Source organism: Nocardiopsis sp. N85, from assembly GCF_028882275.1.
Taxonomy (GTDB): Bacteria; Actinomycetota; Actinomycetes; order Streptosporangiales; family Streptosporangiaceae; genus Nocardiopsis; species Nocardiopsis lambiniae.
This window is the reverse complement of record NZ_JARBUT010000005.1, coordinates 132,463-147,503: the sequence shown is the minus strand read 5'-3', so window position 1 is coordinate 147,503 and position 15,041 is coordinate 132,463. Positions and strand designations below refer to the sequence as shown.

At 71.7% G+C, this 15,041-nt stretch carries 13 protein-coding genes; 4 read left to right on the top strand and 9 right to left on the bottom strand.

Annotation, left to right across the window (positions count from 1 at the left end; genetic code table 11):
* Window positions 1–41 precede the first annotated feature (41 nt).
* The 6 genes from PWG71_RS09550 to PWG71_RS09525 form a co-directional block, all read right to left on the bottom strand.
* Entirely contained in the window at window positions 42–830 is a 789-nt protein-coding gene (locus tag PWG71_RS09550; RefSeq protein ID WP_274809380.1) for an EI24 domain-containing protein, read from the bottom strand.
* A 515-nt stretch (window positions 831–1,345) separates the two neighbouring features.
* Window positions 1,346–3,088 carry a thiol reductant ABC exporter subunit CydC gene (gene cydC, locus PWG71_RS09545; protein WP_274809222.1) on the bottom strand — a complete coding sequence of 581 codons (1,743 nt, stop codon included), beginning with the start codon at window positions 3,086–3,088 and terminating at the stop codon, window positions 1,346–1,348.
* Complete coding sequence (gene cydD / locus PWG71_RS09540; protein WP_274809221.1) at window positions 3,085–4,806, bottom strand: thiol reductant ABC exporter subunit CydD; 1,722 nt, start codon at window positions 4,804–4,806, stop codon at window positions 3,085–3,087. The genes cydC and cydD overlap by 4 nt, the downstream gene beginning before the upstream one ends.
* 128 nt (window positions 4,807–4,934) lie before the next feature.
* The gene (gene cydB, locus PWG71_RS09535; protein ID WP_274809220.1) at window positions 4,935–6,062 is read right to left on the bottom strand and encodes a cytochrome d ubiquinol oxidase subunit II; all 1,128 of its coding nucleotides are present in this window, start codon (window positions 6,060–6,062) and stop codon (window positions 4,935–4,937) included.
* A gap of 12 nt (window positions 6,063–6,074) precedes the next feature.
* Window positions 6,075–7,535 (bottom strand): cytochrome ubiquinol oxidase subunit I, encoded by a 1,461-nt coding sequence (locus PWG71_RS09530; RefSeq protein ID WP_274809219.1) that lies wholly within the window; start codon window positions 7,533–7,535, stop codon window positions 6,075–6,077.
* A gap of 304 nt (window positions 7,536–7,839) precedes the next feature.
* Window positions 7,840–8,571, bottom strand: coding sequence for a DUF305 domain-containing protein (locus tag PWG71_RS09525; RefSeq protein ID WP_274809218.1), 732 nt, complete (start codon window positions 8,569–8,571; stop codon window positions 7,840–7,842).
* Window positions 8,572–8,660: 89 nt separating this feature from the next.
* On the opposite strand from PWG71_RS09525, the gene PWG71_RS09520 reads away from it, so the two are divergent.
* On the top strand, window positions 8,661–9,437 hold the full coding sequence (locus PWG71_RS09520) for a DUF3105 domain-containing protein (RefSeq protein WP_274809217.1): 777 nt from the start codon (window positions 8,661–8,663) through the stop codon (window positions 9,435–9,437).
* Between the two features lie 117 nt (window positions 9,438–9,554).
* Here the strand turns inward: PWG71_RS09520 and PWG71_RS09515 are convergent, their stop codons facing one another.
* Both PWG71_RS09515 and PWG71_RS09510 read right to left on the bottom strand, forming a co-directional pair.
* A complete protein-coding gene (locus tag PWG71_RS09515) occupies window positions 9,555–9,980 on the bottom strand; it encodes a DUF3515 domain-containing protein (protein ID WP_274809379.1) in 426 nt (141 codons plus the stop codon).
* Window positions 9,981–10,040: 60 nt separating this feature from the next.
* Entirely contained in the window at window positions 10,041–10,274 is a 234-nt protein-coding gene (locus tag PWG71_RS09510; RefSeq protein ID WP_274809216.1) for an Lrp/AsnC family transcriptional regulator, read from the bottom strand.
* A 116-nt stretch (window positions 10,275–10,390) separates the two neighbouring features.
* Between PWG71_RS09510 and PWG71_RS09505 the strand changes: the two genes are divergently transcribed.
* Both PWG71_RS09505 and PWG71_RS09500 read left to right on the top strand, forming a co-directional pair.
* On the top strand, window positions 10,391–11,359 hold the full coding sequence (locus PWG71_RS09505; RefSeq protein ID WP_274809215.1) for a thiamine-phosphate kinase: 969 nt from the start codon (window positions 10,391–10,393) through the stop codon (window positions 11,357–11,359).
* A 152-nt stretch (window positions 11,360–11,511) separates the two neighbouring features.
* Window positions 11,512–12,153, top strand: coding sequence for a cellulose binding domain-containing protein (locus PWG71_RS09500; protein WP_274809214.1), 642 nt, complete (start codon window positions 11,512–11,514; stop codon window positions 12,151–12,153).
* A gap of 75 nt (window positions 12,154–12,228) precedes the next feature.
* On the opposite strand, the gene rpmB is transcribed toward PWG71_RS09500, so the two are convergent.
* Window positions 12,229–12,414: a 50S ribosomal protein L28 gene (gene rpmB / locus PWG71_RS09495; protein ID WP_013151263.1), complete on the bottom strand. Its 186-nt coding sequence runs from the start codon at window positions 12,412–12,414 to the stop codon at window positions 12,229–12,231.
* Window positions 12,415–12,781: 367 nt separating this feature from the next.
* On the opposite strand from rpmB, the gene recG reads away from it, so the two are divergent.
* A complete protein-coding gene (gene recG, locus PWG71_RS09490) occupies window positions 12,782–14,956 on the top strand; it encodes an ATP-dependent DNA helicase RecG (protein WP_274809213.1) in 2,175 nt (724 codons plus the stop codon).
* Window positions 14,957–15,041: the final 85 nt, after the last annotated feature.

The following is a 15,041-nucleotide window of genomic DNA, read 5'->3' as shown; positions in this document are numbered from 1 at the left end:
AGGGGCGGGCGACCATGGTGTCGCCCGCCCCTCGCGCGTGTTCAGGCGCCCTGGGGCGGCGCCGGGGGCGGGGGGATCCGCGGGTTCTCGGGGGACCCCTGGACGCCCTCGGGGGCCTCGGGGACCCCGAGCAGCTCACGGGCCAGGATGGTGCCGCCGGCCGCGGCCGCCGGGAACACCACCACGGCCACGAACGGGATCGCCAACAGCAGGTAGGTGGGCACGGTGAACCCCAGCACCCGCAGTCGCCTGGTGCCCATCCACCGGCGGCGCTCCTTGATGGTGATGAGGCGGCGGCGGTCGAACGCGCCCGCCACCAGCTCGATCCCGAGCAGCCAGCCGCCCAGCAGGGCGGCCAGCACCGGGCCGATGACCTGACCGGCCAGCGGGACGAGGCCGATGAAGAACACCAGGATCGTCACCAGCAGGGAGGCGGTGATGATGACCAGCGACTGCCGGATCGACCGCCCCAGCGACGACCAGAACGACTCGTCGGACTCGGCGGGGGCGTTGCCGAGCTCCTCCTCGACCAGTTCGGTGATCTTGTCGTAGATCGGGGCGCCCAACGCCAGCGTGATCGTGGTGAAGGACACCACCATCACCAGGACCGTGCCGGCCAGGACGCCGACGGCCACCGCGCCGCGGATCAGGTTCCGCCAGATGGTGCCCCAGTCGGCGGCGAACGGGGTCGCCCACTCGGCCAGGTCGGTCAGGTTGATCACCAGGACCACGAACAACGCCAGGAACAGCAGTGACGTGATCAGGGCGGGGAGCGCGCCCAGGACGAACAGGCGCGGTCTGCGCAACAGCAGGGCGAAGCCGCGCGCCAGCGCGCCGGCTCCGCCGAGGACTTCACCGAACCCCTGGAGGACGCCCCGTCGTTCACGGCGGGGAGGAACCTGGGACGGCCCGCCCGCACTTTTCTGATTCGCCTTACTCACGCCTCTCCTCGGTGTGAATCCTTCGCATGCGGACGGCGTACAAGGTCGCGGTGGCGCACCGCAGGCTTCCAGGAGGGAGGAAGTCGGGAACGGGATTGGTCACGCTGGAACATTAGGGCAACCCCGCCCGCCCTGCCAGCCCGCCCCCGCTTTCCTCGAACCGCTCCCATCGGGACCGCCACCGCCGTGGTCCGGCGCGGCGGAGGGACGGGGACCTGTGGCCGTTCACCACCTTGTGGACGGCTTCTCCTCCGAGGCGCGCAACGGCTCGGTCGGCGACGACGCCGACGCGTTGTTCTCCGACCCCGATCGCCACGACCACCGCGAGGTGGCCAGGGCCGTGCGGGGCGGGAGCGTGCGGCTCCCGGAGCCGTTCGCGGTGGACGCGGCCGCGGAGGGGCCGCTCAGCCGAGGTCGGGGTGGACGTCCCGGTACCAGCCCTCGCGGGCCAGCAGTTCGGTGTGCGTGCCCGACTGGATCACCCGTCCGTCACGGACCACGTGGACGCGGTCCACCCGGTCCAGGCCGGTGAGGTCGTGGGTGACGAGCAGCGTCGAGTACCCCTCGGTCGCCGACAGCAGGTCGTCCACCACCGCGTCCCGGGTGTCCGGGTCCAGGTGGGCGGTGGGCTCGTCCAGCACCAGCACCCGGGGCGCGGCCAGCAGGGCGCGGGCCAGCGCCAGCCGCTGCACCATCCCGCCGCTGAGTCCCAGCCCGTGGGTGCCCACCCGGGTGTCCAGCCCGTCGGGCATCGCCGCCACCTCGTCGGCCAGGCGGGCCCGGCGCAGCGCCGCCCACAGGTCGTCCTCGGTGGAGTCCGGCCGGGCCAGCCTGAGGTTCTCGCGCAGCGTGGACGCGAACACGTGGGGGTCCTGGGGCACCCCCGACACGACCGCGCGCACCTCGTCGGCCGGGTACTCCGTGATGTCGGTCCCGCCGATCTCCACCCGGCCCCCGTCGGGGTCGCGGAAGCGCAACAGCACGGACGCGAGCGTGCTCTTGCCCGCTCCACTGGGCCCCACCACCGCGATCGTCTCCCCCGCGGGGATGTCCAGGTCGACACCGTCCAACGCCCACGGTTCGTCCGGCCCGTAGCGCACCCGCAGGTCGCGGACGCGGACGGTGGAGTCCCCCTCCGGGTCCAGCCCCGTGCGGGTGGCCGGGGCGACCGACTCCGGGGTGTCCAGCACCCCGAACAGCCGGACCCCGCTCTCGCGGATCGCCCCCAGCCTGGCGGCGACGGCGGGCAGCGGGGCGACGATCTCGAACGCCGCCAGGGTGACCAGCACCAGGACCGCCAGGGAGACCGCGTCCAGGTCGCCGTCCTCGACGGCCACCACCCCCAGGAAGAGTGCGCCCCACACGGTCGCCCCCGTGATCAGGGCGGTGGCGCCCGCACCCAGACCGAGGATCGCGGCGTCGCGCCGGGCCATCCGGGTGAGTTCGTCGTCGGCCTCGTACACGCGGGCGACCTGTCGGTCCATCGCCCCGTAGGCGATCAGGTCCGGCGCTCCGTGCAGGGTGTCGACCAGGGACGTCGACAGCCGCCCGCGCGCCACCGCCTGACGGCGCCCCGGCGCCCGGCCCAGGGCGGCGGCGGCCATCGGCACCGCGAGCCCCGCCAGCAGGAGGCCCAGGGCGAGGAGGAGCCCGCCGGGCGCGTACACGGCCGTGATGACGAGGACGGTCGCGCCACCGGTGACCAGGGAGATCAGCGGTGGGGTCAGCCCGCGCACCAGCAGGTCGAGTGTCGCCTCGGTGTCGTTGACCACCCGGGAGAGCAGGTCGCCGGAGCGGAACCGGCCGAAGGGTTCGGTGGCGGCGAGCCTGCCGTACACCCGCACCCGCACCTCGGCCAGGGTGCGGAACGCCGCGTCGTGGGTCACCAACCGTTCCAGGTACCGGCTCACCCCCTTGCCCACGCCCAGCGCCCGGGTGGCGACCACCGAGATCCCCAGGGCGGTCAACGGCGGGTGCGAGGCCGCGGTGGCCAGCATCCACGCGGCCACACCCAGGAGGGCCACCCCGGAGCCGGTGGCGAAGGCGCCGAGCAGCACCCCCAGGGCGAACCGTCCGGTCCGGGGCCTGGCCAGGGCGATCATCCGCAGGAGGGGACCGCGGCGGTGCTCGGTCTCGATCGTGTTCATCCGGTGATGACCCCTTCACGGCCGTGCAGCGGCAGTTCCACGACCCGGGCGCCGAGGACGGCCCGGGCCCAGCCCGTGTCATGGGCGACGATGATCGCGGTGCGCCCCTCCAGGAGGCGTCCGACGGCGGTGCGCACCGCCGCGGCGTTCTCCGGGTCCAGATGGGCGGTGGGTTCGTCGAGCAGCACCAGGGGCGCGTCCCGGCAGAACGCCCGGGCCAGCGCGATCCGTTGGCGCTGCCCGGCGGAGAGGCGGGTGCCGCGTTCGCCGAGCCGGGTGTCGTACCCGTCGGGCAACGCGGACACGAACCCGTCGGCCTCGGCGAGCCGGGCCGCCTCCCGGACCCGTTCCAGGGGGGTGTCGGGGGCGCCCAACCGGATGTTGTCGGCCACCGAGACATCGAACAGGTAGGGGTGCTGGGGCACCCAGGCGATGCCCAGCCGCCAGTCGTCGGCGGGGACCGCCGCCAGATCCTCCCAGGCGCCGTCCGGGGCACGGACCTCGATCCGCCCCTCGGTGGGGGCGTTCATCCGCAGCAGCAACGACAACAGGGTGGTCTTGCCCGAACCGCTGGGCCCGGTGAGCAGCACCCGCTCCCCGGAGTCCACCCGCAGGTCGACTCCGGACAGGGCGGGCAGGTCCCGCCCCGGGTAGCGCACCCCCACACCGGTCAGACGCAGATCGCCGTCGCTCGCGGGGGCGCGCAGGCCGGTCGGCGCGGGGTCCTTCCCGTCCTCCCCTTCGCGGCGTTCGAGTTCGGTGAACACCTGGTCGGCGGCGGCCACGCCCTCCATGCTGGCGTGGAACCGGGCGCCGACCTCGCGCAGCGGCAGGTAGGCCTCCGGCGCCAGGATCAGCACCAGCAGCGCGGTCTGGTAGTCCATGTGCCCGCCCAGCAGCCGCAGACCGACCTCGACCGCGACCAGCGCCACCGCCAGCGTGGCCAGCAACTCCAGGGCGAACGCCGACAGGAACGCGATCCGCAGCGTCCCCATGGTCGCCTGGCGGTGCTCCTCGCCGACCCGGCGGATGAGCGCCGCCTGCGCCTTGGCCCGCCGGAACACCGCCAGGGTCGGCAGCCCCTCGACCACGTCCAGGAAGTGTCCGCCGAGCCGGCTCAGCAGCCGCCACTGCCGTTCGGTCCGGCTCTGGGTGTGCATGCCGATGAGCGCCATGAAGACCGGGATCAGCGGCACCGTCACCAGGATGACGATCCCGGAGATCCAGTCGGCCCAGAACACCACGACCAGGACGGCCACCGGCACGATCGCCGACAGCACCAGTTGGGGCAGGTAGCGGGCGAAGTAGTCGTCGAGGGCGTCCAGTCCCCGAGTGGCGAGGGTGACCAGCTCCCCGGCCTTGGGGGAGTCGCCGCCGTCCGCGCCGCGTTCGGCCGTCCACACCGTTCCCGTGCCGGTGACGTGGGCGATCAGCCTCCGCCGCAGGATCGACTTGGTGCGCGCGGCGCTGTGCAGCGCCGACGCCTCGGCCAGGTACGCCAGCAGGGCGCGCGCGACGGCGATCCCGCCGACGGCGGTGATCGCCCAGGCCAGGGCGTCGAAGCCGGTGCCGGCGAAGGCCCCGGTGATGACGTGGGCGAGCAACCACGCCTGGACCAGGATCAGACCGGTGATCACCACCCCGCTCAGCACGGAGACGGCCAGGTGGACGCGGACCGCGCTGGCGGTGCGCACCAGGCGCGGATCGAGCGGTTTCATGGGACCTCGGGTCGTTGGGAGGGAGCGGGTGCGGGCGCACGCCCAGTCTGGCCGATGGGGACCGGGCACGGCACGACCCCCGCCCCGGGCGGTGGGGGAGGGGGGCGTGCCCGTCGGTGTGCCCGGGGTCAGGTGTCGACGGTGTCCTCGGTGGCGGCCCTCCTCGTGCCGGTGGTGCCCTCGGCGGTGGTCACCTCCGGGATGACGATGTCCCCCCTGGCGGACGTCTCCGCGCCGGCGGTGTCCCCGGTGACGGTCTCGCCCGTGATGGTGGCGCCGGTGACCCGCTTGCGGAACACCCAGTAGCTCCACCCCTGGTAGACGAGCACCAAGGGCAGGAACACCACCGCGACCCACGTCATGACGGTGAGCGTGTAGTCCGCGGAGGAGGCGTTCTCGACGGTGAGGCTGAACGCGGGGTCGGTGATGGAGGGCAGCACGTTCGGGAACAACGACCCGAACAGGGTCACGACCGCGGAGACGATGGTCGCGACCATGAGCCCGAACGCGAGTCCCTCGCGCCGGGCACGGACCGCCGCGACCCCGCCCACCAGGGTCGCCGCGGCGATGAGGACGAGCGGCCAGGTCCACGCCTTGCCATGGGCGAGCTGCGTCCACGTCAGGAAGGCGGCACCGGCGGGCACCGCGACGTAGGCGGTGCGCAGGGCGGCCGTGCGGGCGCGGACCCGGACCGGCCCGTCGGTCTTCAGGCTCAGGAACACCGCGCCGTGCAGCGTGAACAGGGACAGCGTGGTGAGACCGCCCAGCAGCGCGTACGGGTTGAGCAGGTCGACGAGCGAGGCGGTGACGATGTGGTCGGAGTCCATGGCCACGCCCTGGACGATGTTGGCGAACGCGACGCCCCACAGCAGGGCGGGGGCGGCGCTGCCGAAGAAGATGGCCCGGTCCCACCACAGCCGCCAGGTGGAGTCGTCGCGCTTGCCCCGGTACTCGAAGGCCACCCCGCGCAGGATCAGCGCGATGAGGATGAGGAACAACGGGATGTAGAACCCGCTGAACAGCGACGCGTACCAGGCCGGGAAGGCGGCGAACATGGCGCCGCCCGCGGTGAGCAGCCACACCTCGTTGGCGTCCCACACCGGACCGATCGAGTTGATGGTCACGCGGCGGTCGACGGAGTCCCGCTTGCCCATGAAGGGCAGCAGGGTGCCGACCCCGAAGTCGAATCCCTCCAGGACGAAGTACCCGATCCACAGGACCGAGATGGCGATGAACCAGATGACGGCCAGATCCATGGTCCTGGGCTCCTAGTAGCTGAAGTGGGGGATCTGCGACTCGTCGCCGTCCTCTTCGAGGTCGGGGACGAGGTGGGACGGGCCGGCCTTGACGTACTTGACCAACAGCCCGACCTCGACGACGGCGAGGACGCCGTAGATGAGGGTGAACAGCGACAGGCTCATCGCGACCGTCCCCAGGCTCACCCCGGGTGAGACGCTGGCGGCGGTGAGCAGGTAGCCGTGCACGGTCCAGGGCTGGCGGCCCATCTCGGTGAGCACCCAGCCGAAGATGTTGGCGGCCAGCGCGGCGGGCAGGGCGAACATCGCGAGCGGGTAGAACCACCGGGTCAGCGGGCCGTCGACCGACGGTGTCCGGTCCCGGCCCCGGGTGAGCCACAGGCCGATGGCGGCGATGCCGACGCCGGCCAGGCCCAGGCCCATCATGAGGCGGAACGACCAGTAGGTCACGAAGACGTTGGGGATGTAGTCCCCTTCGCCGTACTCCTCCTCGTAGGCCTCCTGGAGGTTGTTCATCCCGTGGACCTCGCCGTCGAACTCGCCGGTGGCGAGGAAGCTGAGGATGTTCGGAACGGTGATGTCGATGGGGTTGTAGCGGGCCTCGGTGTCGCCGACCGCGAAGGCGGAGAACGCGGCGCCCTCCTCGGTCTCCCAGAGCGCCTCGGCGGCGGCGAGCTTCATGGGCTCGTACTGGGCGGCGAGTTTGGCCTGGTGGTCGCCGGAGAACACGACGATGACCCCGGCCATGAGCGTGAAGACCAGGCCGACCTTGAGCGTGCCGCGGAACAGGGCGAAGTCCCGTGCGGGCGGTGCCTCCCCGCGAACGCCGGTGTCGTTGTGCTTCTGGTTGCGCCACAGCTTGTAGGCGCTGACGCAGACGACGAAGAGTCCCGCGGTGATGAACGCCGCCGAGACGGTGTGCAGGTAGGTGGACCAGGCCTGGTCGTTGCCGAGGACGGCCCAGATGTCGGTGAGTTCGGCGCGCCCGTTCTCCGGGTTGACCTCGAAACCGACGGGGCGGCGCATCCAGGCGTTGGCGGCGAGGATGAAGTAGGCCGACAGGTTGGTGCCGATCGCCACCATCCAGATGCAGGCCAGGTGGACGCCGCGGGGCAGCCGGTGCCAGCCGAAGATCCACAGGCCGATGAAGGTGGACTCCAGGAAGAAGGCGAGCAGGGCCTCCATCGCCAGCGGGGCGCCGAAGACGTCGCCGACGAACCGGGAGTACTCGCTCCAGTTCATGCCGAACTGGAACTCCTGGACGATGCCGGTGACCACGCCCATGGCGAAGTTGATGAGGAAGAGCTTCCCGAAGAACTGGGTCGCCTGGAGGTACTCGTGTCTGCCGGTGCGGTACCAGACCGTCTGGAGGACGGCCACGATGAACGACAGGCCGATGGTCAACGGCACGAACAGGAAGTGGTAGATCGTGGTGACACCGAACTGCCACCGCGCGAGTTCAAGGGCTTCCATATACGCCTCTCAGGTACCGACCTCCGGTAGTACTACACATCGTAGTTCTACAGCCTGTCGTAGATGCCCCAGGGGGTGAGCGCGGGGGCCTTTCCGGCGTCTCCGGGGGGCGATTCCGAGGGGGCGGTCGGGTCCAGGGAGTGAGGGGCGAGCCACGAAAACCGCTCTCACCTGCGAATACGCGAACAGTTCGGGGAGGGCGGGGGTGTGCTTGTGGACTCCGACACACATGCGCGAGGGGGTGCCGGGAACGCCGACGGCGGCCCACCCCCGCCGGGTGCGCCGCCGTACGTCCTTCCCGGGCTCAGCCGGCCCGGTCCTCCAACATGCCCTCCATCAGCTCGACCTCGGTCGTCTGGGCGTTGATCATGCCCTGTGCGAAGCCGACGACCATCTCCTCGCGGCCCAGCTCCACCTCGACCTCGGCCATCTCGATCCCGCCCAGGTGGTGGGCGATCATCAACTCAAGGAAGAGGACCTCGGCCTCCACCCCCTCGGCCTCCTCCAGGTCGACGATCTGCTCGGAGGTCGCCAGTCCCGGCATCGTCTCGGGCACCTCGCCCTCTCCACCGTGCTCGTGTCCCGAGCCCGCCATCCAGGACATCGGCGCCTCCGGCCCGCGTATGGGCAGATCCCAGGCGCGCAGCCACCCCTGCATCATTCCGACCTGGGCCTGCTGGGTGCGGGCCATGTCCGTGGCGATCACCCGCAACTCGGCGTCGTCGGTCTTGTCGAGGACGATCATCGACATGTCCACGGCCTGGTTGTGATGGACGCTCATGTCGCGCAGGAAGCCCGCGTCGGCGCCGGTGTCCAAGGGGTACGAAGGGCGTCCCAGCAGGTAGCCGAGCCCGAGCGCCACTGCGACCAGGATCACCGTCAACCAGATCGGTGTCGAGCGGAGGGACGCGACCCGCGGCTCCGGCTCCTCCGTGAACCCCTCGCGGAGGTCCTCTTCCCGTTCGGCGTCCGGGAGGTCGTCGACACCGTCGACATCACCGGCGGGCTCGTGGCCGGTGCCGCTCTTGTGTTCCATGGGGACCATCCTGGTCAAATCGCATGACTGTGATGTCAAAGTAGAGGATAGGTAAGTCTCAGGCCCCACCACCCACCTCAGGAGACCCAGTGGCCAAGAAGAAGACGGCGGAGGAGCGCCGCCAACGGGCGGCCGCCCTCAAGGCGGAGCGGCTGCGCAAGGAGAGACGGCGCAAGTTCCTCGGCATCACCGGTGTCATCACCGCGATCGTTGTGGTCGTCGGCCTCATCGGGTTCCTGTTCTACATGGACTACCGCAGCCGCCAGATCCCGGGCCTGGCGGAGTACGAGGTCGCCTCCTACGTGCACGTCGACACCGGGGCGAAGGTCGACTACGAGCAGAGCCCGCCGGTCGGCGGCGACCACTGGAGCGCCTGGCAGAACTGTGGTGTCTACCCCGCCCCGGTGACCCCGGAGTTCGCGGTGCACTCGCTGGAACACGGTGCGGTGTGGATCGCCTACGACCCGGAACTGCCGGCCGAGCAGGTCGCTCAGCTCGACCAGCTGTACACCCAGGGGTCCTACCTGCTGGTCAGCCCGTACGAGGGTGAGATGGACACGCCCATCGTCGCCTCCGCGTGGGGACGCCAGCTCGCGGTCGAGAGCCCCGAGGACGAGAATCTCCAGCGCTTCGTCCGCGCCTTCGAGCAGAGCACGGACGTGCCCGAGCCGGGCGCCGCCTGCTCCCAGGGCGTCACCGAGACCGCCGAGGAGGTCGAGGCCCTGGTCTCGTCCGGCGAGGAGGACATCGCCCAGGAGATGGACGGACCCGCCGAAGGCGCCGAGGGCGACGAGGGCGACGAGGAGGGTGACGCTCCGGAGAGCGACGCCCCGCAGGACGAGGAGTCCCCGGAGGACACCGAGTAACGTCCGTCGGGACGCGTGACAGGAGAAGGGGCGGGGTGACCGACACGGTCGCCCCGCCCCTTCCGCCGTTCCGGAACGCCCCGGACACGGAGGCGCGAGGATCCGACGGGACGTCGCTCAGAGCCCTCCGTCGGGCAGGGGTGTCAGGTGCTCGGACACGAGGTCGCCGATGGTGGTGAGCGCAGGGGCGGGGGGACCGTAGGAGGGCGGGAGCAGCAGTTCGACGTAGGCCTCGTGGCCGACCGCGGTGAAGACGGTGGGGGCGTCGGCGGGCTCGGACAGCCAGGGGACCCCGTTGACCTCGATGAGTTGGGAGTCCGGGGCCAGAGAGCTGGGGCGGACCACACCACAGCGCAGGCCGATCGCCGGTTCGCCCCAGGCGGCGGTCAACTCCGACTCGGGCCGGACCCCGACGCGGTCGGCGTCCATGAGGGTCTCCGGCAGGTCGGCGACCAGGGCGGCGCACCGTTCCTCGGCGGCCGCGTCCGGCAGCGGGGGCTCCATGCGCACGGTCTGCGCGCCGCATCCCGTCGCGACGGCCATGACGAGGAGGACCGGGGCCCACCGTGCGGGTACGCGCACCACACTCTCCGAGGAATCGGGTCAGATGTTGACGATGGGACAGGTGAGGGTCCGGGCGATCCCCTCCAGACGCTGGATCCGGGCCACCACGAGGGTGCCCAGCGCGTTCACGTCATCGGCCTCGGCCTGGACGATCACATCGTAGGGACCGGTCACGTCGTGGGCCTCCGCGACCCCCTCGATCCCCCGGATGCGCTCGGCGACCTCGGCGGCACGGCCGACCTCGGTCTGGATCAGGATGTATGCCTGCACCATGTGTGCTCCTTCGTGCGAGTCGGGTACGGGCGCACCCGACGGTGAGGCCGATGACGAACGTGTGACGAACGTGGGTCTAGACCACCGAGCCGGAGCGTCACCGTACCCTGTTCCCTGTGCAGAAGACCATTGGGGGTCTGGGTGAGTTCGCTCTGATCAGACGCGTGACGAGCCAATTCCCCAGGACGGACGATGTAATCCTCGGTCCCGGCGACGATGCCGCGATCGTCGCCTCACCCGACGGGCGGACCGTGGCCACCACGGATCTCCTCGTGGAGGGGCGCCATTTCCGACGCGAGTGGTCGAGTGCCCGAGACGTCGGTCACCGGGCCGTGGCCCAGAACTTCGCCGACGTCGTCGCCATGGGGGCCCGCCCCACCGGCCTGCTCATCGGTTTCGCCGCCCCCGCCGACCTGCCCCTGGCCTGGGCGGAGGAGTTCACCCTCGGTGTGCGCGACGAGTGCGCGATCGCGGGCGGCGCCGTCGTGGGCGGGGACATGGCCGGCTCCGACACCCTCACCATCGCCGTCACCGCTCTGGGCGACCTCCAGGGCCGGGCGCCGGTCCGCCGCGACGGTGCCCGGCCCGGCGACGTCGTCGCCTACACCGGTCACCTGGGACTGTCCGCCGCCGGACTGGCCCTGCTCACCGAGGGCGTCGACGGCCCGGCCGCCTGCCTCGACGAACACCGCCGGCCCTCACCGCCCTACGCGAGCGGACCCGAGGCGGCGCGTCTGGGCGCCACCGCCATGCTCGACGTCAGCGACGGCCTGGCCCAGGACCTGGGGCACGTGTGCCGGGGGTCCGAGGTGGGCATCGACCTCGACCCCGCGCTCCTGGCGCCCGAGCCGGCGTTGACCGAGGCCGTGCGGATCCTCGGCGGGGGCGCACCTCGGGCTCTGGCCCTCATGGTCTCGGGCGGAGAGGACCACGCCCTGGCCGCGACCTTCCCCGCCGACACCGTGCTGCCCGACCACTGGCACCGGATCGGGGTCGTCCGGGCGGCCGACCCCGACGATCGGTACGTCACCGTCGCGGGGAAGGCCCCCGAGCAGACCGGATGGGATCATTTCCGCCAGGGATGAGCGCGTTTGGATTTGTCTGGTTTGGCTGTCGCGCTAGGCTTGCGGCCGAGAATCGCCCGGTCCCGTGGAGGCGCGCGTCGGTCACCGGGAACAAGGTGTCCGGGGCACCGGTGGAAGGCGATCGGTGATCCGGTCTCGGTGAAAGGCGGTCCATGGGGCGGCACGGCCAGCGGCAGGGCGGCATCCGTCGCGGTGCGCACCGCAGCGAGCCCGAGAACGTGGGCGCGCTGCGCCGTTTCGGCGGCCTCATCGAGAGCACCGTTCCCAAACGCGTCGAACCGCCCCGGCTGCTCAACGTGCTCGTCGTCTCCGGTGTGATCCTGGGACTGCTCCTGTTCGGCTACAGCACCACCCAGATCTACCTCCAGTTCGGTGGCACGCCCGGCGGCACCAGCCAGGGCCCCCAGGACGGGGCGGGCCCCAGCGGCGACATCAGTCCCAGCCCCGAGACCGCCTCCCAGGCGCCCCAGACCCAGGCCGGCGCCGAACCCACCACCGTCGCCTACCGCATCGTGGAGTCCACCGATGTGGGTTTCAGCGGGCACGTCACCGTCACCAACACCTCCCGCAGCAGGCTCGACGCCTGGGAACTGGCGCTGGCCTTCGAGGGCGCCGAGGTCACCGACGTCCAGGACGCCGACTGGGAGACCATCGAGGACGGCATCCTGGCCCGCCAGCCCGGCGGGGGCGACGGCCTCGAACCGGGGGAGTCGGCCACCCTGACCTTCCAGGCGCTGGGGGTGCCGCAGAGCCCCGTCCGATGCTCCCTCAACGGGCACGTCTGCCGACTCTGAGAGGGGACGGCGCACGCGGAGAGGCCCCCCGATCGAAATCGGAGGGCCTCGAAGACCTATCAGGGGCGGTGCTCCCTAGCGGGTCACCTTGCCGGCCTTGATGCACGAGGTGCAGGCGTTCACGCGCTTGGGCGTGCCACCCACCCGGGTGCGAACGGTCTGGATGTTGGGGTTCCAGCGGCGGCGGGTGCGACGGTGCGAGTGGGAAACACTGTTACCGAACCCTGGTCCCTTGCCGCAGACGTCGCAGACGGAAGCCACGGTAACTCCATTCAAGCGTTCGGGATCGCGCGCGTCGCCGCACGCGAAGGTTCAACCGACCGAAGAGGCCGGGCGGACAGGCCGGCGCGGACGCCAACCGTGGAAGAGTACACGAGGGAAGGTGAAAACGCCCCCTGCGTGCGGCCGGTGGAATGTGGTGCCACCGGTAGGACCATCGAAAGGCCACCACGCGGGCATGGCGGAAACACGATGAACTCACACGAGTATAGCCCCGCCGGCGACGGCGACGGACAACCGTGCCCGGCCCCGCCCCGGGAGAACGCCCACCCGGCCACCGACACCGCCACCGAGCGTCGCAACGAAGGTCTAGCGTGGTCGACGACCGGCGATCCTGAAGAGGAAGACCATGAGCACCTGGGACGAACCGCTGGGCAAGGGACCGCTCCGAGGCAAGACGGCCAAAGCCCTGGAGGAGAGACTCGACCTCCACACCCTCGGCGACCTCCTGCGCTACTACCCGCGCCGCTACGACCGGCGCGGTGACCTCACCGACCTGGCCCTGCTGCGCGAGGGCGAGCAGGCCACCGTGCAGGCCCGCGTCCTGGACGCCAAACGGCGCACGGTGCCACCGCGCCAGGGCCGTCGCCGGATGGACCTGCTGGAGGTCGTCGTGACCGACGGCACCGGACGGCTGCACCTGACCTTCTTCAACCAGGGCGCCTACCACCAGACCCGGCTGACCTCCGGGCGGCTGGCCATGTTCTCCGGTCGGGTCGGCACGTTCAAGGGCCGTCGCCAGCTCGACCACCCCCAGTACGAACTCCTCGACGAGGACGGCTCCGAGGTCGACCGCGCCCGCGCCTACGCGGACGAGATCATCCCGATCTACCCGGCGGTCAAGGGCATGGACTCCGCCACCGTCGGCCGCGCCGTCGAGGTCGCCCTGGGCGTCGTCGACGACCTGCCCGACCCGCTTCCGCCCTCGGTACGCGGCGGCCTCGGCATCGCCGACGCCCTGCGCGGGATCCACCGCCCCGAGACGGACAAGGACATCGGGGCCGCCCGCCGCAGGCTCAAGTGGGACGAGGCCTTCGTCCTGCAACTGGCCCTGGCCCGTCGTCGCCGGGCCGCCGCGGAACTGCCCGCCGTGCCCCGGCCCGGCGCCGACGGCGGGATCCTCGACGCCTTCGACGAACGGCTCCCGTTCACCCTGACCGACGGTCAGCGCGAGGTCGGCGACCTCCTCGCCCGACGCCTCGACTCCGCCCACCCCATGCACTGCCTGCTCCAAGGCGACGTGGGCGCGGGCAAGACTTTGGTGGCGTTGCGCGCCATGCTCCGCGTCGTGGACTCCGGTGGTCAGGCCGTCCTGCTGGCCCCCACCGAGGTGCTCGCCCAGCAGCACCACCGCTCCATCGGGGCCATGCTCGGCGCGCTGGGCCGCGCCGGTCAGATCGACGGTGCCGAGCACGCGACCCGGATCGCCCTGCTCACCGGCTCCATGGGGGCGGCCGCCCGCCGCGAGGCCCTGCTGGACGCCGCCTCCGGCGCGGCCGGACTCGTCGTGGGCACCCACGCCCTGCTCCAAGAGCACGTGTCCTTCGCCGACCTGGGCCTGGTCGTGGTCGACGAGCAGCACCGCTTCGGCGTGGAACAGCGCGACGCCCTGCGCGCCAAGGCCGTCGACGGCCGCCCCCACGTCCTCGTCATGACCGCCACCCCCATCCCGCGCACCGTCGCCATGACCGTCTACGGCGACCTCGACGTGGTCGCCCTCACCCAGCTCCCCGCCGGGCGGGCGCCCGTCGCCACCCACGTGGTCCCCGCCAAGGACAAGCCCCACTTCCTCACCCGCGCCTGGGAACGCGTCCGCGAGGAGGTGGGCGCGGGGCACCAGGCGTTCGTGGTCTGCCCGCGCATCGGCGACGGCGACGGCGACTCCGCCGAGGACGTGGTGGAGGACGGAGAGGACGCCCCGTTGTCGGTGCTGGAGGTGGCCGCCCGCCTGTCGGAGGGGCCGCTGTCGGACCTGAGGGTGGAGGTCCTGCACGGGCGGATGACGCCCGATGACAAGGAGGCGGTGATGCGCCGCTTCTCCGAGGGGACCACCCACGTGGTGGTGTCCACCACCGTCATCGAGGTCGGCGTCGACGTGCCCAACGCCACGGTGATGGTCATCATGGACGCCGACCGGTTCGGGGTGTCCCAGCTCCACCAGCTGCGCGGCCGGGTCGGCCGGGGGAACCTGCCGGGACTGTGCCTCCTGGTCACCGAGGCCGAGGAGAACTCGCCGGCCCGGGAACGCCTCGACGTGGTCGCCTCCACGACCGACGGGTTCGCGCTCTCCCAGGAGGACCTGCGGATGCGCCGTGAGGGGGACGTGTTGGGCGACGCCCAGTCGGGCCGCTCCAGCCTGCGCCTGCTCACCCTGCTCAAGGACGAGAAGCTCATCGAGGAGGCGCGGGAACGGGCCGGCGCCCACCTGGAGGAGGACCCGGAGCTGACGGCGTACCCGCCGCTGGCCGCCGCACTGGAGGAACTCCTCCCCGAAGAGCGCGCCGAGTACCTCGATAAGGCGTGACCGGACCCGCTCCCCCCGCGAGGGTCCACGGGGTCACCGGGTCCGACGGAGCGGACGTCCTCGGAGAGGGCTCTCGACCACGGGC